The 26,719-nt window shown below is 70.0% G+C and carries 2 protein-coding genes; both read right to left on the bottom strand.

Annotated elements, in window-relative coordinates:
• Positions 1-101: 101 nt before the first annotated feature.
• Entirely contained in the window at positions 102-560 is a 459-nt protein-coding gene (locus ACX114_RS11725) for a hypothetical protein (protein WP_459297614.1), read from the bottom strand.
• Positions 557-26,719, bottom strand: a complete 26,163-nt coding sequence (locus ACX114_RS11720; protein WP_459297613.1) for a non-ribosomal peptide synthetase — start codon at positions 26,717-26,719, stop codon at positions 557-559. Before ACX114_RS11720 ends, ACX114_RS11725 begins: the two co-directional genes overlap by 4 nt.

Here is a 26,719-nt window from a genome sequence, read left to right as displayed (position 1 = left end):
GCCTTTCTCAAGGATGCGCGTCCGGGCCGGGGGTTTCGCCTCGGAGCCCCCTCCCCTGCGGCCGGCTGGCGGGCAGACAGGGGGCCAGGGGCCCGGTGAGGCTAGGTCGGGCTCGGGGTGGTGGCAGGTGGGAGGGCCTTCGCCTCCGGGGCGGCCCGCCACAGGCGCTTCGCGGTCAGGGCCATGAACACGCCCATGGTGCCGTTGAGGTACAGCCACGCGATGTGGAGGTGCTGCTTCGCGGTCCAGAACCACACCATCAGCGCCAGGTTGAGGACGTAGACGAGCGCCACCACGCCCAGGGCGGAGAGGATGCCCGCCCGCCGCTTGAAGATGAGCAGCGCGATGGTGAGCGGGTTGAGCACCGTGAACAGCTCGTTCACGACGACGAACGGCATGGGCAGCGGGTCCGCCGGATCATTCGCGAAGAGGCCGTACTTCGCCACGATGGAGATGTGGGCCAGCGAGCCCACGGAGAAGCACACGAACCAGATGGCCAGGATGATGCGGTTGGGCCACGGTGAGCCCCCGCTGGATGTCGCGGATGTTTCAACGGTCATGACTTGTCCTCCAGGGCCTCGCGCAACAGCGTGGCCACGTGCCGCACGTACGGCTCCTGCATGAGTTGATGGTGTCCCCCAGGGACGTCCCTCACGTCCAGTCCCCCCCGGACGAAGGGCTCCCAGCCACGGTGGCGGGGCACCCCGGGGGTGGGGGTCGCTTCGGTCGCGGCGAGCAGCAGGGCCGGTCCGTCGTAGGGGCTGGGGACGTAGCGGTCCATGGCGCGCAGGTTGGCCTGATACACGCGGAACAGGGCGCGCAATTGCTCGCGGCCCGTCGCTTCCTCCAGGAGGCCGGCCTGGACGCCCACGGCGAGGAGCGTCCCCAGCATGGCTTCGTCCTCCATGCGCTCCAGGGCCTCGTCGGACACGGGCAGGGTCAGGGAGAAGGCCTGGGCCACCGTCTGGGCGAAGGCGACGCGCGTGCTGGCGTCAGGGTCCTTCCTGGGGGCGTCACTGGAAGACGCTCCGATGCCGGGGACGAAGGCGTCCACCAGCGCCAGCAGCCCCACGGCCTGGCCGTTTGCGCGCAGTTGGCGGGCCATCTCGAAGGCGATGACGCCGCCGAGCGACCAGCCCGCGAGGAGGTACGGCCCTTCCGGCTGCTCCGCGCGGATGGCGGCCACGTACAGGGTGGCCATCTCCTCCACGGTCTCCACCACGGCATGGCCGGCCTGGAGGCCACGCGCCTGGATGCCGAAGACAGGCTGGTGGGGCCCCAGGAGCCGCGCCAGCTCCGGATAGGCGAGCACGTTGCCGCCACCCGGGTGGACGAGGAACAGGGGCCGGCGGCCCGCGTCGCCCTTCTCCAGCGGGACGAGCGGCGACCACGTCTCCGTCTCGGCGCGCAGCAGCTTCGCCAGCTCCTCCACGGTGGGGTGCTGGAAGAGCGCGGCCAGGGGGACATCGCGGCCCAGTTGTTCGCGCAGCGCGGCCACCAGGCGGACCGCGAGCAGCGAGTGGCCTCCCAGCGCGAAGAAGCTGGTGCGCACCCCGATGGGCTTCACGCCCAGGACCTCTTCCCACACCGCCGCGAGCTGGGACTCCAGCGCGTCACGGGGCGCGACGAAGTCCTCGGCCTGGGACGTGGAGACGTCCAGGTCCGGCAGGGCCTTGCGGTCCACCTTGCCGTTGGCCGTGAGCGGCAGCGCGTCCAGCACGCCCATCGCCGACGGCACCATGTACTCCGGCAGGTGCTTGCGCAGCTCCGTCTCCACCGCCTTCGGGTCGATGTTCTGGCCCGGCTTCGCGACGATGTACGCGACCAGCCGCTTGTCCCCGCCGACGTCGCGCACCACGACCGTGGCTTCCGCGACGCCGTCCCGCTTCAGGAGCGCGGCCTCGATTTCGCCCAACTCGATGCGGAAGCCGCGCACCTTCACCTGGAGGTCGGTGCGGCCGAGGAACTCCAGCGTCCCGTCTTCCTTCCAGCGTGCCTTGTCTCCCGTCCGGTAGAGCCGCGCGCCGGGCTCCGTGCTGAAGGCATTCGGCACGAAGCGTTCGGCCGTCAGGTCCGTGCGGTTGAGGTAGCCCCAGGCGAGGCCTTCGCCGCCTACGTACAGCTCTCCGGGCACGCCCACGCCGGCCACGTCTCCGTGCGCGTCCAGCACGTACGCCGTCGAGTTTCCAATCGGCTTGCCGATAGGGACCGACGACACGAGTGACGTGTCACGGGTGAGCGTGTGCGTCGTGGAGAACGTGGTGTTCTCCGTCGGGCCGTAGCCATTCACCAGCACCGCGCCTTGCGGCAGGCGCTTCAGGTGTTCGCGCACGCGCTGCGCTGGCAGCACATCGCCGCCCGCGAGCACCTGCGCCACGCCCGTCAGTGCGTCCACCTGGTGCAGCGCCATCTGCTCGTACAGCGCGGCGGTCAGCCACAGCGCGCTGATGCGCTCCTGCTTCAGCAGCGTGCCCAGCTCCTCCAGCGTCAGCGCGTGCGGCGGCGCCAGCACCAGCTTCGCCCCGTGCAGCAGTGCGCCCCAGAGCTCCAGCGTCGATGCATCGAAGGCCACCGGTGCCAGTTGCAGCCAGACCTCCTCCGGCCCGAAGCGCAGGAAACCGTTGCCCACCACCAGCCGGTTGATGCCCCGGTGCGGCACGCTCACGCCCTTCGGACGGCCGGTGCTTCCCGACGTGAACATCACGTACGCCAGGTCTTCGGCACTGACGTCCACCTGCGGTGCCGCCTGCGGCTGACGGGAGACTTCGCTCCACACCGTGTCCAGCGGCAGCGGCCGGCCCGCGCTCGCCGGCAGCTTCTCCATCAGCGACTGCTGCGTGAGCGTCACTTCGACGCCCGCGTCCTCCAGCATCAGCGCGATGCGCTCCGCCGGGTAGTTGCGGTCCACCGGCACGTACGCGCCACCGGCCTTCAGGATGGCCAGCAGTCCCGCCACCATCTCGAACGAGCGCTCCACGTACACGCCCACTCGCGTGCCTCGCTTCACGCCCAGGCTTCGCAGGTGGTGCGCCAACTGGTTCGCCTTCGCGTCCAGCTCGCCGTACGTCAGGGTCCTCTCCCCTGCCCCGAGCTTGAGCGCCACCGCGTCCGGCGTCTTCCGGGCCTGGGCCTCGAAGTGCGCATGCACCGGCACCTCGCGGGGGTACCGCGTGGCCGTCTGGTTCCGGGCCTCCACGACCTGCCGACGCTCGGCCGCGTCCAGCAGGGGGAGCCGTGACACCGGCGCTTCGGGATGCTCCAGCACACCCTCCAGCAGCACGCGCAGGTGCTCCACCATGCGGCGCACGGTCGCGGCCTCGAACAGGTCGGTGCTGTACTCGAGCGTTCCGCTCAGGCCCTCCGCGGTCTCCATGAAGAAGACGCTCAGGTCGAACTTCGACGTCCCGCCAGCGATCTCCACGGGCTTGAGCGTCATGCCGGACAGACGGGCTTCACCGACGGGCACGTTCTGGAGCGCCAGCAGCGTCTGGAACAGCGGCGTGTGGCTGCGGCTGCGCTCGGGTTGCAGCGCCTCCACCAGCTTCTCGAACGGCACGTCCTGGTGCTCCTGCGCCTCCAGGACGGTCTCGCGCACCTGATGGAGCAGGCCCTGGAAGCTGGGGTCACCGGACAGGTTCGTGCGCAGGACCAGCGTGTTGACGAAGAAGCCGATGAGGCCCTCCACCTCCGCGCGCGTGCGGCCCGCGATGGGCGAACCGACGCTGATGTCCTCCTGGCCGCTGTAGCGAGACAGCAGCACCTGCCAGCCCGCCAGCAGCACCATGTACAGCGACGCCCCTTCGCGCTGCGCGAGGCCTCGCAGGCCCTGGGCCAGCGATTGCGGCCAGAGGAAGCCTTGGGTCGCACCCGCGTTTCCGCGCACCGCGGGACGCGGACGGTCCGTGGGCAACTCCAGCACCGGCGGCGCGCCCGCGAGCTTCTGCTTCCAGTAGTCCACTTCCCTCAGGAGCGTCGCGCCCTGCAGCCAGCCGCGCTGCCACGCCGCGTAGTCCGCGTACTGCACCGGCAACTCCGGCAGCGGCGAGGGCTGGCCCTGCACGAACGCCGTGTAGAGCGCGCCGACCTCGCGGACCAACACGCCCAGCGACCACCCGTCCGACACGATGTGGTGCATCGTGACGACGAGCACGTGCTCGCGCGCGTCGAGCTTCAGCAGGAGCGCGCGGAGGAGCGGACCGTGTGCCAGATCGAAGGGCCGTAGCACTTCTTGTTCCACGCGGCGCCGGACTTCGGCGGTGTTCGACGTCAGGTCATCCACCGCCAGCGTGAAGGCGCTATCGGGCGTGGTCCGCTGCTCCGGCTCGGGGTTGCCCGCGACGAACGTCGTGCGCAGGGCCTCGTGACGGCGCACGACCTCACGCAGGGCCCGGTCCAGGATTGCCACGTCCAGGTCGCCTTCGATCCGCACAGCGACAGGCACGTTGTAGAGCGCCGTGCCCGGCTCCAGCTGATCGATGAACCACAGGCGCTGCTGCGCGAACGACAGCGGCAGCGATGCCCCCCGTGACACAGGCACGAGGGCCGATGACTTCGCGCGTCCGGACTTCTCCAGCCGGCGAGCGAGAGCCTCCACCGTGGGCGCTTCGAACAGCGCGCGCAGCGGCAGCTCCGAGCCGGTCTCCGCGCGCACTCGCGACACCACCTGCGTCGCGAGCAGTGAGTGGCCACCCAGAGCGAAGAAGTCGTCCTTCACGCCCACCTGGGGAACTCGCAGCACCTCCGCCCAGATGGCCGCCAGCTTCGCTTCCGTCTCCGTGCGCGGCGCTTCGTAGGTGTTCCGCGCGATCGGCGCCTCCGGCTCTGGCAGGGCCTTGCGGTCCACCTTGCCGTTGGAGTTGAGCGGCAGTGCCTCCAGCACCACCACGGCTCCGGGCACCATGTACTCCGGCAGCCGCTGACGCAGACTCGCCTTCAGCGCCTCCGCCTCCAGCGTGGTGCCGACCTTCGGCGCCACGTACGCCACGAGGCGCTTCTCCGCGCCCTCTCCCTTCGCCACCACCACGGCTTCCTTCACCGTCTCCTGCTGACGCAGTGCCGCTTCGACTTCGCCCAGCTCGATGCGGAAGCCGCGCACCTTCACCTGGAAGTCGACGCGCCCCAGGTATTCCAGCGCGCCGTCCGCGCGGTACCGAACCCGGTCTCCCGTGCGGTACATGCGGCTGCCTTCCGGACCGTAGACTTCTGGCAGGAACTTCTCCGCCGTCAGCTCCGGCCTCAGCAGGTAGCCGCGCGCCTGCCCTTCGCCTGCCAGGAACAACTCTCCCGCGACTCCCACCGGTACGGGCTGGAGGTACTTGTCCAGCACGTAGGCCCGCGTGTTGGTGAGGGGCCGGCCGATGTTCGGCACTTCTCCACGACCCACCAGGGACCACGTTGAGTACGTCGTGTCTTCCGACGGGCCATACAGGTTGTAGAGCTTCTTCACCGTGGGGATGCCGTAGACGCCCTTCGCCAACGTCTCCGGCAGGGCTTCGCCCGCGAGGTTCACCACGCGCACCGACGGCGGCACGGCGTTCAGCCGCACCAGTTGCGCCATCGCGGACGGCACCGTGTTGATGAGCGTCACCTCCGCATCTGGCTTCTCCTCCGCCAGATGCAGGGCATTGCGCACCACCACCACGCTTCCGCCTCGCACCAGCGGGGCGAAGAGCTCGAAGACGGAGAGGTCGAAGTTGAGCGAAGTCGCTGCCAGCACGGCCTTCGTCTCTTCCTCGGTGAACATCTCCGTTGCCCACGACAGGAACGCCACCGCGTTCCGGTGCGTCACCGCCACGCCCTTCGGGCGGCCTGTGCTTCCCGACGTGTAGATGAGGTACGCCACGTTCTCCGGCCGCACCTCCGGCGTCGGCGGGCAGCAGGACTCTTCCGCCCATTCCTCTTCACGGTCCAGGAGCACGGCCTGGGCGCTGAAGGCGGGCAGTGCCTCCAGCAAGTGCGAATGCGCCACCAGTGCTGGACCCTGGGCGTCCTCCAGCAGCCAGCCCAGGCGCTCCTTCGGGTAGCTCGGATCCAACGGCACGTACGCGCCACCGGCCTTCAGGATGCCCAGCGTGCCCACCACCACGTCCGCCGTGCGCTCCACGCACAGGCCCACGCGTGACTCGGGGCCCACGCCCAGCTTGCGCAGCCGGTGTGCCAGTTGGTTCGCCTTGGCCTCCACCTCCCGGTACGTCAGCCGCTGCTTGCCGCTCACCACTGCCACGGCATTCGGCGTGCGCTTCGCCTGCGCCTCGAAGAGCTGAGGAATTGTCGCGTCGCGTTCGTACTCCGCCTGCTGCTGGTTCCACGTCACCAGCACCTGCTGGCGCTCCTCGGACGTGAGCATGGGCAGCCGGCCCACTGCCTCTTCTGGATTCGCGACCACGCCTTCCAGCAGGACTCGCAGGTGCTCCACCATCCGGCGCACTGTCGACGCCTCGAACAGGTCGGTGCTGTACTCCACGCCTCCGCTCAGGCCCTGCGGTGTCTCCGTGAAGAAGAGGCTCACATCGAACTTCGACGTGCGGTTCTCCAGCTCCAGCTGCTTCATCGTCAGCGAGGGCAGGCGCGCCTCTCCCTCGGGCATGTTCTGCAGCGCCAACAATGTCTGGAACAACGGCGTGTGGCTCAGGCTGCGCTCGGGCTGGAGCGCCTCCACCAGCTTCTCGAACGGCACCTCCTGGTGCTCGTACGCGCCCAGCACCGTCCCCCGGACCTGCGTGAGTAGAGCCCGGAAGGACTGGTCTCCATCCACCTGGGCACGCAGCACCAGCGTGTTGACGAAGAGGCCGATCAGGCCCTCCACCTCCGCGCGCGTGCGGCCCGCGATGGGTGAACCCACGCTGATGTCCGTCTGGCCCGAGTAGCGCGATAGCAGCACCTGCCACCCGGCCAGCAGCACCATGTACAGCGATGCGCCTTCGCGCTGCGCGAGGCCGCGCAGGTCCTGGACCAACGATTGCGGCCAGAGGAAGCCCTGCGTCGCGCCCGCGTTTCCGCGCACCGCGGGACGCGGACGGTCCGTGGGCAACTCCAGCACCGGCGGCGCACCGGCGAGCTTCTGCTTCCAGTAGTCCACCTCCCTCTGGAGCGTCGCGCCCTGCAACCAGCCGCGCTGCCAGGCCGCGTAGCCCGAGTACTGCACCGGCAGCTCCGGCAGCGGCGAGGGCTGGCCCTGCACGAACGCCGCGTAAAGCGTGCCGACCTCGCGGACCAACACCCCGACCGACCATCCGTCCGACACGATGTGGTGCATCGTGACGGTAAGCGCGTGCTCGCGCGCGCCGAGCTTCAGCAGCAATGCCCGGATCAAGGGACCCTGTGCCAGCTCGAAGGGCCGCAGCACCTCCTGCTCCACGCGGCGCCGGACTTCGGCGGTGTTCGCCGACAGGTCTTCCACCTCCACCGTGAAGGCGCTGTCGGACGCGGTCAGCTGGACCGGCTCGGGGTTGCCCGCGACGAACGTCGTGCGCAGGGCTTCGTGACGGCGCACGACCTCACGCAGGGCTCGCGCCAGGACCGCGACGTCCAGGTCGCCTTCCAGCCGGATGGCGACAGGCACGTTGTAGAGCGGTGTGCCCGGCTCCAGTTGGTCGATGAACCACAGGCGCTGCTGCGCGAACGACAGTGGCAACAAGCCTTCCCGCGACACAGGAACGATGGCCGGTGCCTGCGCGCGCCCTGCCTTCTCCAGCCGGCGGGCGAGGGCCTCCACCGTGGGCGCTTCGAACAACGCACGCAGCGGCAGCTCCGCGCCTATCGCTGCCCGCACCCGTGACACCACCTGAGTCGCGAGCAGCGAGTGGCCACCCAGCGCGAAGAAGTCATCCTTCACGCCGACTTGCGGGACTCGCAGCACCTCCGCCCAGATGGCCGCCAACTTCGCTTCCGTCTCCGTGCGCGGCGCTTCGTAGGTGCTTCCGGCCTTGGGAGCTTCGGGCTCCGGCAGGGCCTTGCGGTCCACCTTGCCGTTGGAGTTGAGCGGCAGTGCCTCCAGCACCACCAGCGTCCCGGGAACCATGTACTCCGGCAGCCGCTGGCGCAGACTCGCCTTCAGCGCCTCCGCCTCCAGCGTGGTGCCGGCCTTCGGCGCCACGTACGCGACAAGGCGCTTCTCCGCCCCCTCCCCCTTCGCCACCACGACGGCTTCCTTCACCGCCTCCTGCTGACGCAGTGCCGCTTCGACTTCGCCCAGCTCGATGCGGAAGCCGCGCACCTTCACCTGGAAGTCCACTCGACCCAGGTACTCCAGCACGCCATCCGCGCGATACCGCACCCGGTCTCCCGTGCGGTACATGCGGCTGCCTTCGGGGCCGTACACCTCCGGCAAGAACTTCTCCGCCGTCAGCTCCGGCCTCAGCAAGTAGCCGCGTGCCTGGCCTTCGCCTGCCAGGAACAACTCTCCGGCCACTCCCACCGGCACGGGCTGGAGGTACTTGTCCAGCACGTACGCCCGCGTGTTGGTGAGCGGCCGGCCGATGTTCGGTACCTCATTCCGCCCCACCAGCGACCACGTCGAGTACGTCGTGTCTTCCGACGGGCCATACAGGTTGTAGAGCTTCTTCACCGTCGGCACCGCGTACACGGCCTTCGCCAGCGTCTCCGGCAGTGCTTCACCCGCCAGGTTGATGACCTGTACGGAGGGCGGCACGGCGTTCAGCCGTACCAACTGCGCCATCGCGGACGGCACCGTGTTGATGAGCGTCACCTCCGCGTCCAGCTTCTCTTCCGCCAGATGCAGGGCATTGCGCACCACCACTACGCTGCCGCCTCGCACCAGCGGGGCGAAGAGTTCGAAGACGGAGAGGTCGAAGTTCAGGCTCGTTGCCGCCAGCACGGCCTTCGTCTCTTCTGCCGTGAACGTCTCCGTTGCCCACGCGAGGAAGGCCACTGCGTTCCGGTGCGTCACCGCTACGCCCTTCGGGCGGCCCGTGCTTCCCGACGTGTAGATGAGGTACGCCACGTTCTCCGGCCGCACCTCCGGCGTCGGCGGGCAGCAGGACTCTTCCGCCCACTCCTCTTCACGGTCCAGGAGCACGGCCTGCGCACTGAAGGTGGGCAACGACTCCAAGAGGTGCGAATGCGCCACCAAGGCCGGGCTCTGCGCGTCCTCCAGCAGCCAGCCCAGACGCTCCTTCGGGTAGCTCGGATCCAACGGCACGTAGGCGCCACCGGCCTTCAGGATGCCCAGCGTGCCCACGACCACGTCCGCCGTGCGCTCCACGCACAGGCCCACCCGGGACTCGGGGCCTACGCCTAGCTTGCGCAGCCGGTGTGCCAGTTGGTTCGCCTTGGCCTCCACCTCCCGGTACGTCAGCCGCTGCTTGCCGCTCACCACTGCCACGGCATTCGGCGTGCGCTTCGCCTGCGCTTCGAAGAGCTGAGGAATTGTCGCGTCGCGCTCGTACTCCGCCTGCTGCTGGTTCCACGTCACCAGCACCTGCTGGCGCTCCTCGGACGTGAGCATGGGCAGCCGGCCCACTGCCTCTTCTGGATTCGCGACCACTCCTTCCAGCAGGACTCGCAGGTGCTCCACCATCCGGCGCACCGTCGACGCTTCGAACAGGTCGGTGCTGTACTCCACGCCTCCGCTCAGGCCCTGCGGCGTCTCCGTGAAAAAGAGGCTCACGTCGAACTTCGACGTGCGGCCCTCGAACTCCATCGGCTTGAGCACCAGGCCCGGGAGCTGGGCCTCCTCGGTGGGCACGTTCTGGAGCGACATCATCGTCTGGAAGAGCGGCGTGTGGCTCAGGCTGCGCTCGGGCTGGAGCGCTTCCACCAGCTTCTCGAACGGCACGTCCTGGTGCTCGTACGCGCCCAGCACCGTCCCCCGGACCTGATCCAGCAGCTCTCGGAAGGAGGCCTCTCCGTCCACCCGGGCACGCAGCACCAGCGTGTTGACGAAGAAGCCGATGAGCCCCTCCAGCTCCGCTCGCGTGCGGCCCGCGATGGGCGAACCCACACTGATGTCCGTCTGCCCCGAGTACCTCGACAGCAGCACCTGCCACCCGGCCAGCAGCACCATGTACAGCGATGCGCCCTCCTTCTGTGCCAGCGCGCTCAGCTTCTGGGACAGCTCCAGTGGCAGCCGGAACCCCAGCGTCGTGCCGGCGTTGGTGCGTACCGCCGGACGCGGACGGTCCGTCGGCAACTCCAGCACCGGCGGCGCTCCCGTCAGCGACTGCTTCCAGTAGTCCACCTCCCGCTGGAGCGTCTCCCCCTGCAGCCAGTCGCGCTGCCAGGCCGCGTAGTCCGCGTACTGCACCGGCAGCGGCGGCGGCGTCCACGCCTGTCCCCGAGCCAGCGCGCTGTACAGCATGCCCAGCTCGCGGAGCAGGACCGCCACGGACCAGCCGTCGGACACGGCATGGTGCATCGTGATCACCAGCAGGTGGTCACGCGCCCCCAGGCGCAGCAGCAGCGTCCGCAGCAGCGGGCCCCGCACCAGGTCGAAGGGCTTCGCCATCTCCTCCAGTACCCGCCGCCGGGCCTCGTCCTCTCCGGCGGCCGACAGGTCCACGGTGTTCAGCGGCACGTCCACGGACGCGTGGATCCGCTGGACGGGCTGGCCCGCCTCCTCCTCGAACGTCGTGCGCAGGGCTTCGTGCCGTTGGATGACCTCGCGCAGCGACTGCTCCAGCGCCGCGGCGTCCAGGTCGCCCTCCAGCCGGACCACGCTGGGCACGTTGTAGAGCGGGCTGCCCGGCTCCAGCTGGTCGATGAACCACAACCGCTGCTGTGCGAAGGACAGGGGCAGCGACGCCGGACGCACTCCGGCGCGCAGCATGGGCACGCCGGAGCGCCCCAGCCGCGCGAGCCGCTGTGCCAGCGCCTCCACCGTGGGCGCTTCGAACAGCAGGCGCAACGGCATCTCCACGCCCAGCGAGGTGCGCAGGCGCGACACCACCTGCGTCGCCAGCAGGGAGTGGCCGCCCAGCGCGAAGAAGTTGTCCTTCACGCCCACTCGCTCCAGGCGCAGGACCTCCGCCCAGATGGCCGCGAGCTTCGCCTCCGTCGCCGTGCGCGGGGCCACGTAGGCGTCAGCCGCGTTCGCGGCCTCCGGCTCCGGCAGCGCCCGTCGGTCCACCTTGCCGTTCGCGTTGAGCGGCAGTGCGTCCAGCACCATCAGCGCCGAGGGGATCATGTACTCGGGCATCCCCTGACGCAGGCCCGTGCGCAGCGTGTCCACGTCCAGCGCGTGGCCTTCCTTCGCCACGACGTAGCCGACGAGCCGCTTGTTCGCGCCGTCGCCCCGCACCAGCACCACGGCCTCGCTGACGCCCGGCTGCTGCGCGAGCGCGGTTTCGATCTCACCCAGCTCGATGCGGAAGCCGCGCACCTTCACCTGGAAGTCCAGGCGGCCCAGGTACTCCAGCTCGCCCGTGGCCAGCCAGCGGACGCGGTCGCCCGTGCGGTAGAGCCGTCCGCCCGGCTGCGAGCCCAGGCTGTCCGGGATGAAGCGGTCCGCCGTCAGCTCCGGCCGCTCCAGATAGCCGCGCGCGAGCCCCGCGCCTCCCATGTACAGCTCGCCCGGCACGCCCACCGGGACCGGTTGGAGCTCGGTGTCCAGCACGTAGCCCTGCAGGTTGGCCATGGGCCGCCCCAGCACCGGACGCACCGTGTCCGCCACGATGGGGCGCGCGGTGACGTCCACCGTGCACTCCGTGGGGCCGTACACGTTGAAGGCCTTGAGGCCGGGGAGCGCCGCGAGCCGCGCCCACAGCGCTTCATCCACCGCTTCACCGCCCACGAGGACGCGCATGGGCCGGTGCGTGCCGAGCCCCTCGTCCAACAGCAGGCGCAGGTGTGCCGGCGTACAGTCGAGCACGTCCACCTCGTGCGCCTCCAGCCACGCCGCCATGCGGGCCACGTCCTCGCGCACGTCCGCGGGCACGATGCACAGCGCGTGGCCGTCCGCCAGCTGCACCAACTGCTGCACCGACGCGTCGAAGGCCAGCGGCGCGTTGAAGCTCACCCGCACCGGCGCGTTGACTCCAGCGAACGTCGACACCTTGTGCGCCGCGCGCAGGTTCATCATCGAGGCGTGCTGCACCATCACGCCCTTGGGGCGGCCCGTGCTGCCCGACGTGTAGATGATGTACGCCAGGTGCGTCGGGAGGCTCAGATGGGCCGGGTTCTCCCGCGACTGCCGCGCCAGTTCCTCCAGCGGTCCGGCGTCATCCAGGCACAGCACGTCGAGCCCCTCCGGGAGCGCTCCGGCGAGCCGCCGCTGGGTGAGCACCCAGCGCGCGCCGCAGTCGTTCGCCAGCCAGCCCAACCGTTCAGACGGCCAGGCGGGATCCAACGGCACGTAGGCGCCACCGGCCTTCATCACGCCCAGCGCGGCGACCATCATCTCCACGGAGCGCTCCACGAAGAGCGCCACGCGCACCTCCGGCCCCACCCCGCGCTGGCGCAGCCAGTGGGCGAGCTGGTTGGCGCGCGCGTTGAGCTGCGCGAAGTCCAACTGGTGCGCCCCGTCCAGCACGGCGAGCGACTTCGGCCGGAGCACCGCCTGCCGCTCCACGCACTCGTGGAAGCAGCCATCCCAGTCCACGGCCAGGGCCGTGTCGTTCCAGGTGGAGACCACCTGGGCACGCTCGGAGGCGGTCAGCAGCGGCAGGCGGGACACGCGCGTGTCCGGGCGCGCCACCGCGCCTTCCAGCAGCGTGAGCAGGTGCGAGACCATCCGCTGGATGGTGCCCGCGTCGAACAGCTCCGTGCTGTACTCCAGCGTGCCGGAGATGCCCTGGGACACCTCCATGAGCGTCACGCTCAGGTCGAACTTCGCGATGGGGCTCTCCACGCTCACCGGCTGGAGCGCCAGGTCCGGAAGCCGCAGCTCACCCAGCGGCATGTTCTGGAGGGTGAGCATCGTCTGGAAGAGCGGCGTGTGGCTGCGGCTGCGCTCCGGCTGGAGGACCTCCACCAGCTTCTCGAACGGGACCTCCTGGTGCTCGTACGCATCCAGCACCGTCTCGCGGACCTGGGAGAGCAGCTGCCGGAAGGACAGGGAGCCCTCCACGTTCGCGCGCAGCACGAGCGTGTTGACGAAGAAGCCGATGAGCCCCTCCAGCTCCGCGCGCATGCGGCCCGCGATGGGCGACCCCACGCTGATGTCCTGCTGGCCGCTGTAGCGCGCCATCAGCACCTGCCACCCTGCCAGCAGCACCATGTACAGCGAGGCCCCTTCCCGCTGGGCCAGGGCCTTGAGCGCGCCCGTCAGCGTTCGGGACAGGGTGAAGGCGTACGTCGCGCCCGCGATGCCCCGCTCGGACGGCCGGGGGCGGTCCGTGGGCAGCTCCAGCACCGGCGGCGCACCCGCGAGCTTCCGCTTCCAGTGCTCCACCTGCCGCGCCAGGACGTCGCCCTGGAGCCGGCCGCGCTGCCAGGCGGCGTAGCGCGCGTACTGCACGGGCAGTTCGGGCAGGGGCGACGGCTGCCCCGCGGAGAAGGCCGCGTACAGCGCGCCCACCTCGCGGATCAACACGCCCAGCGACCAGCCGTCCGACACGATGTGGTGCATCGTCACCACGAGGACGTGCTCGCGCTCCCCGAGCGTGAACAGCCGGGTGCGGATCAACGGCCCGCGGACCAGGTCGAACGGCCGGAGCATCTCCTGCTCCACCTGCCTGCGGGCTTCCGCCTCACGGAGCGCTTCGTCGACGGTCCGCAGGTCCACCCGGCCCAGCTCCAACGGCAGGGCGGGCTGGATGACCTGGATGGCCTGTTCGCCGCGCTCCTCGAAGGTGGTCCGCAGGGAGTCATGCCGACGCACGACCTCGCGCAGGGCCCGCTCCAGGGCCACCACGTCCAGCGAGCCCACCAGCCGCACCGCCACGGGCACGTTGTAGAGCGCCGTCCCGGGCTCCAACTGGTCGATGAACCACAGGCGCTGCTGCGCGAAGGACAGCGGAGGCGCTGCGTCCATGACCGTGTCGCCCGGCAGGAAGTCCTGGGCGCGGTTCGCCGTCTCCATCCGTCGGGCCAGGGCCTCGAGGGTGGAGGCCTCGAACAACGCGCGCAGCGGCAGCTCCGCGCCCGTCTCCGCGCGCACCCGCGACACGACCTGCGTCGCGAGCAGTGAGTGGCCACCCAGCGCGAAGAAGTCGTCCTTCACGCCCACCCGCGGAACATGCAGCACCTCCGCCCAGATGGCCGCGAGCTTCGCCTCCATCTCCGTGCGCGGCGCTTCGTACGTCTGAGTGGAGACCGGTGCCTCCGGCTCCGGCAGGGCCTTGCGGTCCACCTTGCCGTTGGAGTTGAGCGGCAGTGCCTCCAGCACCACCACGGCTCCGGGCACCATGTACTCCGGCAACCGCTGGCGCAGGCTCGCCTTCAGCGCCTCCGCCTCCAGCGTCGCGCCGGCCTTCGGCGCCACGTACGCCACGAGGCGCTTCTCCGCACCCTCCCCCTTCGCCACCACCACGGCTTCCTTCACCGCCTCCTGCTGACGCAGTGCCGCTTCGACTTCGCCCAGCTCGATGCGGAAGCCGCGCACCTTCACCTGGAAGTCAACGCGTCCCAGGTACTCCAGCACGCCGTCCGCGCGGTACCGCACCCGGTCGCCCGTGCGGTACATGCGGCTGCCTTCGGGGCCGTACACCTCCGGCAGGAACTTCTCCGCCGTCAACTCGGGCCTCAGCAGGTAGCCGCGTGCCTGCCCTTCGCCTGCCAGGAACAACTCTCCCGCGACTCCCACCGGTACGGGCTGGAGGTACTTGTCCAGTACGTAGGCCCGCGTGTTGGTGAGGGGGCGGCCGATGTTCGGCACCTCATTCCGTCCGACCAGCGACCACGTCGAGTACGTCGTGTCTTCAGACGGGCCGTACAGGTTGTAGAGCTTCTTCACCGTGGGGATGCCGTAGACGCCCTTCGCCAACGTCTCCGGCAGGGCTTCGCCCGCGAGGTTCACCACACGTACCGACGGCGGCACGGCGTTCAGCCGCACCAGTTGCGCCATCGCGGAGGGCACCGTGTTGATGAGCGTGACCTCTGCCTCTGGCTTCTCCTCCGCCAGATGCAGGGCATTGCGCACCACCACCACGCTGCCGCCTCGCACCAGCGGGGCGAAGAGCTCGAAGACGGAGAGGTCGAAGTTGAGCGAAGTCGCTGCCAGCACCGCCTTCGTCTCTTCTGCCGTGAACGTCTCCGTCGCCCACGACAGGAACGCCATCGCATTCCGGTGCGTCACCGCGACGCCCTTCGGACGGCCCGTGCTTCCCGACGTGTAGATGAGGTACGCCACGTTCTCCGGGCGCAGCCCTGCTTCCGGTGCCTCTTTCGGCTCCGCGGCCAACGTCGCGTCCGTGTCCAGGCACACCGCCTGCGCACTGAAGGCAGGCAACGACTCCAAGAGGTGCGAGTGCGCCACCAGCGCCGGTCCCTGCGCATCCTCCAGCAGCCAGCCCAGGCGCTCCTTCGGGTAGCTCGGATCCAACGGCACGTAGGCGCCACCGGCCTTCAGGATGCCCAGCGTGCCCACCACCACGTCCGCCGTGCGTTCCACGCACAGACCCACGCGGGACTCGGGGCCCACCCCCAGCTTGCGCAGTCGGTGCGCCAGCTGGTTCGCCTTGGCCTCCACCTCCCGGTACGTCAGCCGCTGCTTGCCGCTCACCACCGCGATTGCTTCGGGCGTGCGCTTCGCCTGCCCCTCGAAGAGCGCCGGAATCGTCGCGTCGCGCTCGTACTCCGCCTGCTGCTGGTTCCACGTCACCAGCACCTGCTGGCGCTCCGCTTCCGTCAGCATGGGCAGCCGGCCCACCGCTGTCTCCGGCTTCTCCACCACGCCTTCCAGCAGCACGCGCAGGTGCTCCACCATCCGGCGCACCGTCGACGCTTCGAACAGCTCGGTGCTGTACTCCACGCTTCCGCTCAGGCCCTGCGGCGTCTCCGTGAAGTAGACGCTGACGTCGAACTTCGACGTCCGAAGCTCCAGCTCCAGCGGCTTCATCGTCAGCCCGGGCAGGCGTGCCTCTCCCTCGGGCATGTTCTGCAGTGCCAGCATCGACTGGAAGAGCGGCGTGTGACTCAGGCTGCGCACGGGGTGGAGCGCTTCCACCAGCTTCTCGAATGGCACGTCCTGGTGCTCATAGGCCTCCAGCACCGTGCCCCGCACCTGCTTGAGCAGGTCACGGAAGGACGCCTCTCCGTCCACCTGGGCACGCAGCACCAGGGTGTTGACGAAGAAGCCGATGAGCCCTTCCAGCTCCGCCCGCGTGCGGCCCGCGATGGGCGAACCCACGCTGATGTCCGTCTGGCCGCTGTAGCGCGACAGCAGCACCTGCCAGCCCGCCAGCAGCACCATGTACAGCGACGCGCCTTCATCCCGGGCCAGCGACTTCAACTGCTGCTCCAGGGATGACGGCAGGACGAAGGTGTGGACCGCTCCCGCGTTGCCTCGCACCGCCGGGCGCGGACGATCCGTCGGCAGCTCCAGCACCGGCGGCGCCCCGGCGAGCTTCCCCCTCCAGAAGTCCACTTCCTTCTGGAGCGTCTCTCCCTGCAACCAGCCTCGCTGCCACGCCGCGTATCCCGCGTACTGCAGGGACAGCTCCGGCAGGGGCGACGGGCGGCCTTCCGTGAAAGCCACATACAGAGCGCCGACTTCACGGATCAGCACGCTCAGCGACCAGCCGTCGGACACGATGTGGTGCATCGTGATGAGCAGCACGTGGTCGGTGTTGTCCAGCCGCAACAGGCTCGCCCGGATGAGCGGTCCCTTGTTCAGGTCGAAGGGCGACGCAAGCTCCACGCCCACTCGCCGCCGGACCTCCTGCTCCCGCTGCTCGCTGGGGAGCGTCGTCAGGTCGATCTCCGTCATCGGGAGACGCGCATCGGAATGGATGCGCTGCACGGGCTGTCCATCCCGCCGCTCGAACGTCGTGCGCAGGGATTCGTGGCGGCGCACGACCTCACGCAGGGCCTCTTCCAGAGCGCTCACGTCCAGCACGCCGTCCAGCCGAACCGCGACAGGGACGTTGTAGAGCGAGGTGCCCGGCTCCAACTGGTCGATGAACCACAGGCGTTGCTGCGCGAACGACAGGGGGGCCGGCCCGCCGCTCGCGGCGAACTCCAGCGCCGAGGGCCGCGAGCGCGCGGCCGTTCCCAGCCGCTCGGCCAGTGCCTCCAGGACGGGCGCTTCGAAGAGGACCCGCAACGCGAGTTCCACTCCGAACTCCATGCGGATCCGCGACACCACCTGCGTCGCCAGCAGCGAGTGCCCGCCGAGCGAGAAGAAGTTGTCCTTCACGCCCACCCTGGGCACGTGGAGGACCTCCGCCCAGATGGCCGCCAGCCTCCGCTCCGCCTCCGTGCGGGGCGCTTCGTAGTCGCGCCCGGCGCTGGACGTATCGAGTTCAGGCAGGGCCTTGCGGTCCACCTTTCCGTTGGCCGTGAGCGGCAGCGCGTCCAGCACGCCCATGGCGGACGGCACCATGTACTCCGGCAGGTGCTTGCGCAGCTCCGTCTCCACCGCCTTCGGGTCGATGTTCTGGCCCGGTTTCGCGACGATGTACGCGACCAGCCGCTTGTCCCCACCGACGTCGCGCACCACGACCGTGGCCTCCGCGATGCCGTCCTGCTTCAGGAGCGCGGCTTCGATTTCGCCCAGCTCGATGCGGAAGCCGCGCACCTTCACCTGGAGGTCGGTGCGGCCCAGGAACTCCAGCGTCCCGTCTTCCTTCCAGCGTGCCTTGTCTCCCGTCCGGTAGAGCCGCGCGCCGGGCTCCGTGCTGAAGGCATTCGGCACGAAGCGTTCGGCCGTCAGGTCCGCGCGGTTGAGGTAGCCCCAGGCGAGGCCTTCGCCGCCTACGTACAGCTCTCCGGGCACGCCCACGCCGGCCACGTCTCCGTGCGCGTCCAGCACGTACGCCGTCGAGTTTCCAATCGGCTTGCCGATGGGCACCGATGAGGTGAGCGCCGTGTCACGCGTCAGCGCATACGTCGTGGAGAACGTGGTGTTCTCCGTCGGGCCGTAGCCATTCACCAGCACCGCGCCTTGCGGCAGGCGCTTCAGGTGTTCGCGCACGCGCTGTGCTGGCAGCACGTCGCCGCCCGCGAGCACCTGCGCCACGCCCGTCAGTGCGTCCACCTGGTGCAGGGCCATCTGCTCGTACAGCGCGGCGGTCAGCCACAGCGTGCTGATGCGCTCCTGCTTCAGCAGCGTGCCCAGTTCCTCCAGCGTCAACGCGTGCGGCGGCGCCAGCACCAGCTTCGCCCCGTGCAGCAGTGCGCCCCAGAGCTCCAGCGTCGATGCATCGAAGGCCACCGGTGCCAGTTGCAGCCAGACCTCCTCCGGCCCGAAGCGCAGGAAACCGTTGCCCACCACCAGCCGGTTGATGCCCCGGTGCGGCACGCTCACGCCCTTCGGACGGCCGGTGCTTCCCGACGTGAACATCACGTACGCCAGGTCTTCGGCACTGACGTCCACCTGCGGTGCCGCCTGCGACTGACGGGAGACTTCGCTCCACACCGTGTCCAGCGGCAGCGGCCGGCCCGCGCTCGCCGGCAGCTTCTCCAGCAGCGACTGCTGCGTGAGCGTCACTTCGACGCCCGCGTCCTCCAGCATCAGCGCGATGCGCTCCGCCGGGTAGTTGCGGTCCACCGGCACGTACGCGCCACCGGACTTCAGGATGGCCAGCAGGCCCGCCACCATCTCGAACGAGCGCTCCACGTACACGCCCACTCGCGTGCCTCGCTTCACGCCCAGGCTTCGCAGGTGGTGCGCCAACTGGTTCGCCTTCGCGTCCAGTTCGCCGTACGTCAGCGTCCGCCCGTCCGGCCTCTGGAGCGCCACCGCGTCTGGCGTCTTCCGGGCCTGCTCCGCGAAACGTGCATGTACCGGCACGTCGCGTGGAATCTGTGTGGTCGTCTGGTTCCACGCCACCAGCACCTGCTGGCGCTCCGTCTCCGTCAGCAGCGGGAGCCGGTTCACCGATTCCTCCGGCTTTGCCACCACGCCTTCCAGCAGCACGCGCAGGTGCTCCACCATCCGGTGCACCGTCGACGCTTCGAACAGGTCGGTGCTGTACTCCACGCTTCCGCTCAAGCCCTGCGGCGTCTCCGTGAAGAAGAGGCTCACGTCGAACTTCGACGTACGGATCTCCAGCTCCAACGGCTTCATCGTCAGCCCGGGCAGGCGTGCCTCTCCCTCGGGCATGTTCTGGAGTGCCAGTAGCGTCTGGAAGAGCGGCGTGTGGCTCAGGCTGCGCTTCGGGTGGAGTGCCTCCACCAGCTTCTCGAACGGCACGTCCTGGTGCTCATAGGCCTCCAGCACCGTGCCCCGCACCTCCTTGAGCAGGTCACGGAAGGACGCCTCTCCGTCCACCTGGGCACGCAGCACCAGGGTGTTGACGAAGAAGCCGATGAGCCCCTCCAGCTCCGCCCGTGTCCGGCCCGCGATGGGCGACCCCACGCTGATGTCCGTCTGACCGCTGTAGCGCGACAGCAGCACCTGCCACCCGGCCAGCAGCACCATGTACAGCGACGCGCCCTCGCGCTGCGCGAGCTCTCGCAGCGACTGGGACAGCGACGACGGCAGCAGGAAGGCATGGACCGCCCCCGCGTTGCTTCGCACCGCCGGACGCGGATGATCCGTCGGCAGTTCCAGCACCGGCGGCGCCCCGGCGAGCTTCCCCCTCCAGAAGTCCACTTCCTTCTGGAGCGTCTCTCCCTGCAACCAGCCTCGCTGCCACGCCGCGTATCCCGCGTACTGCAGGGACAACTCCGGCAGCGGCGACGATTGCCCCGCGGAGAAGGCCGCGTACAGCGCGCCCACCTCACGGATCAGCACGCCCAGCGACCAGCCGTCGGACACGATGTGGTGCATCGTGATGAGCAGCACGTGGTCGGTGTTGTCCAGCCGCAACAGGCTCGCCCGGATGAGCGGTCCCTTGTTCAGGTCGAACGGCTCCGCCAACTCCGCCCCGAGCCGCCTCCGGACCTCCTGTTCCCGCTGCTCGTGGGTGAGGGACTCCAGGTCGACGTCCGCCAGGGACAGGCGCGCATGCGGATGGATGCGCTGCACGGGCTGACCTTCGTGCAGCTCGAACGTCGTGCGCAGGGACTCGTGGCGCCGGACGATTTCGTTCAGGGCCCGGACCAGCGCCCCTCGCTGCAAGGTGCCCTGCAACCGGACCGCTACCGGGACGTTGTAGAGCGGGCTGGCCGGCTCCAACTGGTCGATGAACCACAGGCGCTGCTGCGCGAACGACAGCGGCGGAAGCGCCTCACCGCTTGCGCCGGACTCCAGCGTCGAGACTTGCGAACGCGTCGCCGTTCCCAGCCGCTCGGCCAGGACCTCCAGGACGGGCGCTTCGAAGAGGACTCGCAGCGAGAGTTCCACTCCAAGCTCCGAGCGGAGCCGTGACACCACCTGCGTCGCCAGCAGGGAGTGCCCACCGAGCGAGAAGAAGTTGTCCTTCACGCCCACCCTGGGCACGCGCAGGACCTCCGCCCAGATGGCCGCCAGCTTCCGCTCCGCCTCCGTGCGGGGCGCCTCGTAGGCCGGGCCTGACTCGTGAGCATCCAGTGCCGCGAGGGCCTTGCGGTCCACCTTGCCGTTGGCCGTGAGCGGCAACGCTTCCAGCACGCCCATGGCGGACGGCACCATGTACTCCGGCAACCGCTGCCGCAGCTCCGCTTCCACGGCCTTCGGGTCGATATTCTGACCCGGCTTCGCCACGAGCCACGCGACGAGCCGCTTGTCCCCGCCGACGTCGCGCACCACCGCCGTGGCCTCCGCCACGTCCGGATGCTGGAGGAGGGCCGCTTCCACTTCGCCCAACTCGATTCGGAAACCGCGCACCTTCACCTGGAAGTCGGTGCGCCCCAGGAACTCCAGCGTCCCGTCTTCCTTCCAGCGCGCCTTGTCGCCCGTGCGGTAGAGCCGCGCGCCGGGCTGCGGGCTGAAGGCATTGGGGATGAAGCGCTCCGCCGTGAGATCCGCACGGGAGAGGTAACCCCAGGCGAGGCCTTCGCCGCCCACGAACAGCTCACCCGGGACACCCACGCCCGCCACGTCTCCGTGCGGCTCCAGCACGTAGGCCGTCGAGTTTCCAATCGGCTTGCCGATGGGTACCGACGACACGAGTGACGTGTCACGGGTGAGCGCATGCGTCGTGGAGAACGTGGTGTTTTCCGTCGGGCCGTAGCCGTTCACCAGCACAGCCCCCTGAGGCAGTCGCTTCAGGTGTTCGCGCACGCGCTGCGCTGGCAGGATATCGCCACCCGCCAGTACCCGCGTCACCTCCGCCAGCGCATCCACTTGATGCAGCGCCATCTGCTCGTACAGCGCGGCGGTCAGCCACAGCGTGCTGATGCGCTCCTTTCGCAGCAGCGCTCCCAGTTCCTCCAGCGCCAACGCGTGCGGTGGTGCGAGCACGAGCTTCGCCCCGTGCAGCAGCGCACCCCAGAGTTCCAGCGTCGAGGCGTCGAAGGCCACCGGCGCCAGTTGCAGCCAGACCTCTTCCGGTCCGAAGCGCAGGAAGTCGGTACCCACCACCAGCCGCGTGATGCCCCGGTGCGGCACGCTCACGCCCTTCGGGCGGCCCGTGCTTCCCGACGTGAACATCACGTACGCCAGGTCCTCGCCCGACACCTCCACTTGAGGCGCCGTCTCCGGATGACGGGCCACCTCGGCCCACACCGTGTCCAGCAGCAGCGGTGTGCCCGCGCTCGCTGGCAGCTTCTCCACCAGCGACCGCTGCGTCAGCGTCACGCCCACGCCCGCATCCCCCAGCAGCAGCGCGATGCGCTCCGCCGGGTAGTTGCGGTCCACCGGCACGTATGCGCCTCCCGCCTTCAGGATGGCCAGCAGCCCCGCCACCATCTCCAGCGAGCGCTCCACGTACACGCCCACTCGCGTGCCGCGCTTCACGCCCTGGCTTCGCAGGTGATGCGACAACTGGTTCGCCTTCGCGTCCAGCTCGCCGTACGTCCACGTCCGCCCGTCATGCGCTTGGAGCGCCACCGCGTCCGGCGTCTTCCGGGCCTGTTCGGCGAACAGCGCGTGCACCGGCGTCGTGCCCACGGCCTCCGCCGCCATGCGGTTGCCACCGTCGAGGATCCGCTGGCGCTCCTCCGCGTCCACCATCGGCAGCCGGGACACGGCCGACTCCGGACGCGACAGCGCCGCATCCAGCAGGACCCGCAGGTGCTCCACCATCCGGCGCACCGTCGCGGCGTCGTACAGCTCGGTGCTGTACTCGACCGAGCCCCGCAGCCCTTCGCCCTCCTCCACGAAGAAGACGCTCAGGTCGAACTTCGACGTGCGGCTCTCCATCATCACCGGCTTGAGCGCCATGCCCGGCAGCCCCAGGTCACCCTGCGGCACGTTCTGGAGCGCCAGCAGCGTCTGGAAGAGCGGCGTGTGGCTCAGGCTGCGCTCGGGCTGGAGCGCTTCCACCAGCTTCTCGAACGGCACGTCCTGGTGCTCGTAGGCCTCCAGCACCGTGCCCCGCACCTGCTTCAGCAACTCACGGAAGGACGTCTCCCCGTCCACCCGCGCGCGCATCACCAGCGTGTTGACGAAGAAGCCGATGAGGCCTTCCAGCTCCGCCCGCGTGCGGCCCGCGATGGGCGAACCCACGCTGATGTCCGTCTGTCCCGAGTAGCGGGACAGCAACACCTGCCACCCGGCCAGCAGCACCATGTACAGCGATGCGCCCTCGCGCTGCGCCAGCGCCCGCAGGCGCTGTGTCATCTCGGGGGACCACTGGAAGAAGTGCATCGTGCCCGCGTTGCCCCGCACCGCCGGACGCGGACGGTCCGTGGGCAGCTCCAGGGCGGCGGGCGCTCCCGCGAGCCGGCCCTTCCAGAAGGACACCTCGCGCTCCAGCGCGTCCCCCTGCAACCAGCCGCGCTGCCAGGCCGCGTAGTCCGCGTACTGGAGCGGCAGCTCCGGCAGCGAGGAGGGCTGGCCCTGCACGAACGCCGCGTACAGCGCGCCCATCTCCCGCACGAGCACGCCCAACGACCAGCCATCCGAGATGGCGTGGTGCATCGTGAGCGCGAGCAGGTGGTCGTGCTCCTCCAACCGCACCAGTTGCGCCCGGACCAGCGGCCCTCGTGACAGGTCGAAGGACCGCAGCCCCTGCGCCATCACCCGGCGGCGGGCCTCTTCCTCCCGCCCGCCCGCTTCGACTCCGCGCAGGTCCTCTACCTCCAGCGGCATCGCCGAGGGCGGATGCACCACCTGCACCGGCGTGCCTTCATGCGACGTGAAGGTCGTGCGGAGCGCTTCGTGACGGCTCACCAGCGCATCCAGCGCACGCTGGAGCGCCGCGACGTCCAGCGCTCCCTCCAGACGGACCGCCAGCGGGACGTTGTAGACCGGGCTGCCCGGCTCCAACTGGTCGATGAACCACAAGCGCTGCTGCGCGAACGACAGCGGCAGGGGCTGCTCTCGCGACACCCGCGCCAGCGGCGGGACGACGGAGCGGGTGGCTCGCTCAAGGCGGAGCGCCAGGGCCTCCAGGGTGGCGGACTCGAACAGTTCGCGCAGCGGCAGCTCCACGCCGAACCCGGCGCGGATCCGCGAGGCCACCTGCGTGGCCAGCAGCGAGTGGCCGCCCAGCTCGAAGAAGTTGTCCGTCACGCCCACCTGGGGCACGCGCAGCACCTGCGCCCAGATGGCCGCCAGCTTCGTCTCGGTCTCCGTGCGGGGCGCCTCGAAGACCTTCTCCGAGCGCGGGGCCTCCGGCTCCGGCAGCGCCTTGCGGTCCACCTTGCCGTTGGCGCTGAGGGGCAGCGCGTCCAGCGACATCAGGGCCGTGGGCACCATGTACTCCGGCAGCCGCTGCCGCAGGTGTGCCTTGAGCTCCGCCGCGTCGAGCGTCCGCTCCGGCTTCGCGACCACATACCCCACCAACTGCTTGTCCACACCCTGTCCCCGCACCACCACCGTGGCCTCCGCCACGTCCGGATGCTGGACGAGCACCCCTTCGATTTCGCCCAGCTCGATGCGGAAGCCACGCACCTTCACCTGGAAGTCGGTGCGGCCCAGGAACTCCAGCGTCCCGTCCTCCTTCCACCGGGCCTTGTCTCCCGTGCGGTACAGCCGCGCGCCGGGCTCCGTGCTGAACGCGTGAGGCACGAAGCGCTCCGCCGTGAGGTCCGCGCGATGGAGGTAGCCCCAGGCAAGGCCCTCGCCGCCCACGAACAGCTCCCCCGGCACGCCCACACCCGCCAGGTCGCCGTGCGCATCCAGCACGTACGCCGTCGAGTTCCCGATGGGCTTGCCGATGGACACCGACCCTTCGAACTGCATCCCCCCCGTCATCGTGTGGGTGGTGGAGAACGTGGTGTTCTCCGTCGGGCCGTACGCGTGCACCAGCACCGGGCCTTCCGGCAGCCGCGCCAGGTGCTCCCGCACGCGCTGGGGCGGCATCACGTCACCGCCCGACAACACCTGCGACACGCCCGCCAGGACCTCCCCCTGGTGCAGCACCATCTGCTCGTAGAGCGCCGTCGTCAGCCACAACGTGCTGACGCGTTCCTGCTTCACCAGCGCGCCCAGCTCCTCCAGCGTCAGCGCGTGCGGCGGCGCCAGCACCAGCTTCGCGCCGTGCAGCAGCGAGCCCCACAGCTCCAGCGTCGAGGCGTCGAAGGCCACCGGTCCCGTCTGCGACCAGACCGCGTCCGGACTGAAGCGCATGAAGTCGTTGCCCAGCACCAGGCGGGTGATGCCCCGGTGGGGAACGCACACGCCCTTCGGACGCCCTGTGCTGCCCGACGTGAAGATGATGTACGCGAGGTCCTCTCCGCCCACCTCCACGTCCGGTGCCGTCTCCGGTCCGCGGCGGATGGACTCCCACGCCGCGTCCACGCAGAGCGGTGTGCCCGCGCCGGCCGGCAGATTCTCCAGCAGCGACTGCTGCGTCAGCGTCACGCCCACGCCCGCGTCCCCCAGCAGCAGCGCGATGCGGTCCGCGGGGTAGTTGCGGTCCACCGGCACGTACGCGCCGCCGGCCTTCAGGATGCCGAGCAGCCCGACCACCATCTCCCACGAGCGCTCCACGTACACGCCCACCCGCGTGCCACGCTTCACGCCGAGCCCGCGCAGGTGGTGCGCCAGCTGGTTCGCCTTCGCGTCCAGCTCGCCGTACGTCAGCGTCCGGCCATCCACGCCCTGCACCACCGCGACCCGGTCCGGCGCCTTGCGCGCCTGCTCCGCGAAGAGCGCGTGCACCGGCCGCTCCCGCGGGTACGCCGCCTGCGTCCGGTTCCAGTCCTCGGCCAGCACGCGGCGCTCGGCGGCCTTCACCATGGGCAGCCGGGCCACGGGCATCGCCGGGTGGGCCACCGCGGACTCCAGCAGGCCGCGCAGGTGCTCCACCATCCGCGCGACGGTGGCGGCGTGGAAGAGGTCGGTGTCGTACTCCACGTAGCCGCTCAGGCTCCCATCCGCCTCCGTGAGCTGGAGGAGCAGGTCGAACTTGGCCGTCTGGGTGTCCACCTCCATCGCGTTCAGCTTCAGGCCCTGCACGGCCACGGGCCCGCGCGGCGCGTTCTGCAGCGCGAACATCGCCTGGAAGAACGGCGTGCGTCCCGAGTCGCGCTCCGGCTGGAGCGCCTCCACCAGCTTCTCGAACGGCACGTCCTGGTGGTCCGTCGCGCCCACCATCGTCTCGCGCAGCTGGCGCACCAGCCCCTGGAACGACAGCTCCGGCGTGAAGCGCGCGCGCAGCACCAGCGTGTTGACGAACATGCCGATGAGGCCTTCGAGCTCCGAGCGGGTCCGGCCCGCCATGGGAGAGCCCACGCTCACGTCGTCCTGTCCGGAGTAGCGCGACAGGAGCGACTGCCACCCGGCCAGCAGCACCATGAACAGCGTCGCGCCTTCGCGCTGCGCCAGCGTCCGGAGCGCGTCCGTCAGCTCCCGCGGCCACTGGATGGGCGTGCGCGCGCCCCGGAAGCCGCGCGCCGCGGGCCGGGGCTTGTCCGTCGTCAGCTCCAGCGCGGGCGGCGCGCCCGACAACTGCTCGCGCCAGTACGACAGCTGCCGCTCCAGCGCCGCGCCCTGCAACGTCTCCCGCTGCCAGGCCGCGTAGTCCGCGTACTGCACCGCCAGCTCCGGCAGCGGCGACGGCTGGCCCTGCAGGAACGTGGCGTAGAGCACCGCCACCTCGCGCACGAGCACGCCCAGCGACCACCCGTCCGACACGATGTGGTGCATCGCCACCAGCATCAGGTGGTCCGCGTCCCCCAGCTTCACCAGCAGCGCGCGCATCAGCGGGCCCGTGGCGAGGTCGAAGGGACGCAGCGCCCCTTCCCGCACCCGGCGCCAGGCCTCGGCCTCCCGCGCGTCCGGCTCAAGCGCGCTCACGTCCGTGCGCTCCAGCTCCAGCGAGGCCGCGTCCGCGAAGTGCTGCACCGGCCCGCTCTCCGTGCCCTGGAAGGTCGTGCGCAGCGACTCGTGGCGCCGCACCACCTCGCGCAGCGCGCGCTCCAGCACGGGCACGTCCACCGTGCCCTCCAGCCGCACCGCCACGGGCACGTTGTAGAGCGGACTGCCCGGCGCCAGTTGGTCCATGAACCACAGCCGCTGCTGCGCGAAGGACAGCTCCGCCGGCTTCGCTCGGTCCCTCAGCGGGAAGGCCGCCCGCGCCGGAGTCCCTGCCGCGTTCTTCTGCGCGGCCATCTTCTTCAGCAGCTCCGCGCGCTTCTCCGGAGACAGATTCGCGATCCGCTTCGACAAATCACCGCTGCTGCTCAT

This window comes from Corallococcus sp. M7, assembly GCF_054512695.1.
This window is presented reverse-complemented; position numbering and strand designations above follow the sequence as displayed.

Bases quoted from the DNA above. Each gene is read 5' to 3' on its own strand.
- ACX114_RS11725 (WP_459297614.1), bottom strand. From the start codon at position 560: ATGACCGTTGAAACATCCGCGACATCCAGCGGGGGCTCACCGTGGCCC.
- ACX114_RS11720 (WP_459297613.1), bottom strand. From the start codon at position 26,719: ATGAGCAGCAGCGGTGATTTGTCGAAGCGGATCGCGAATCTGTCTCCG.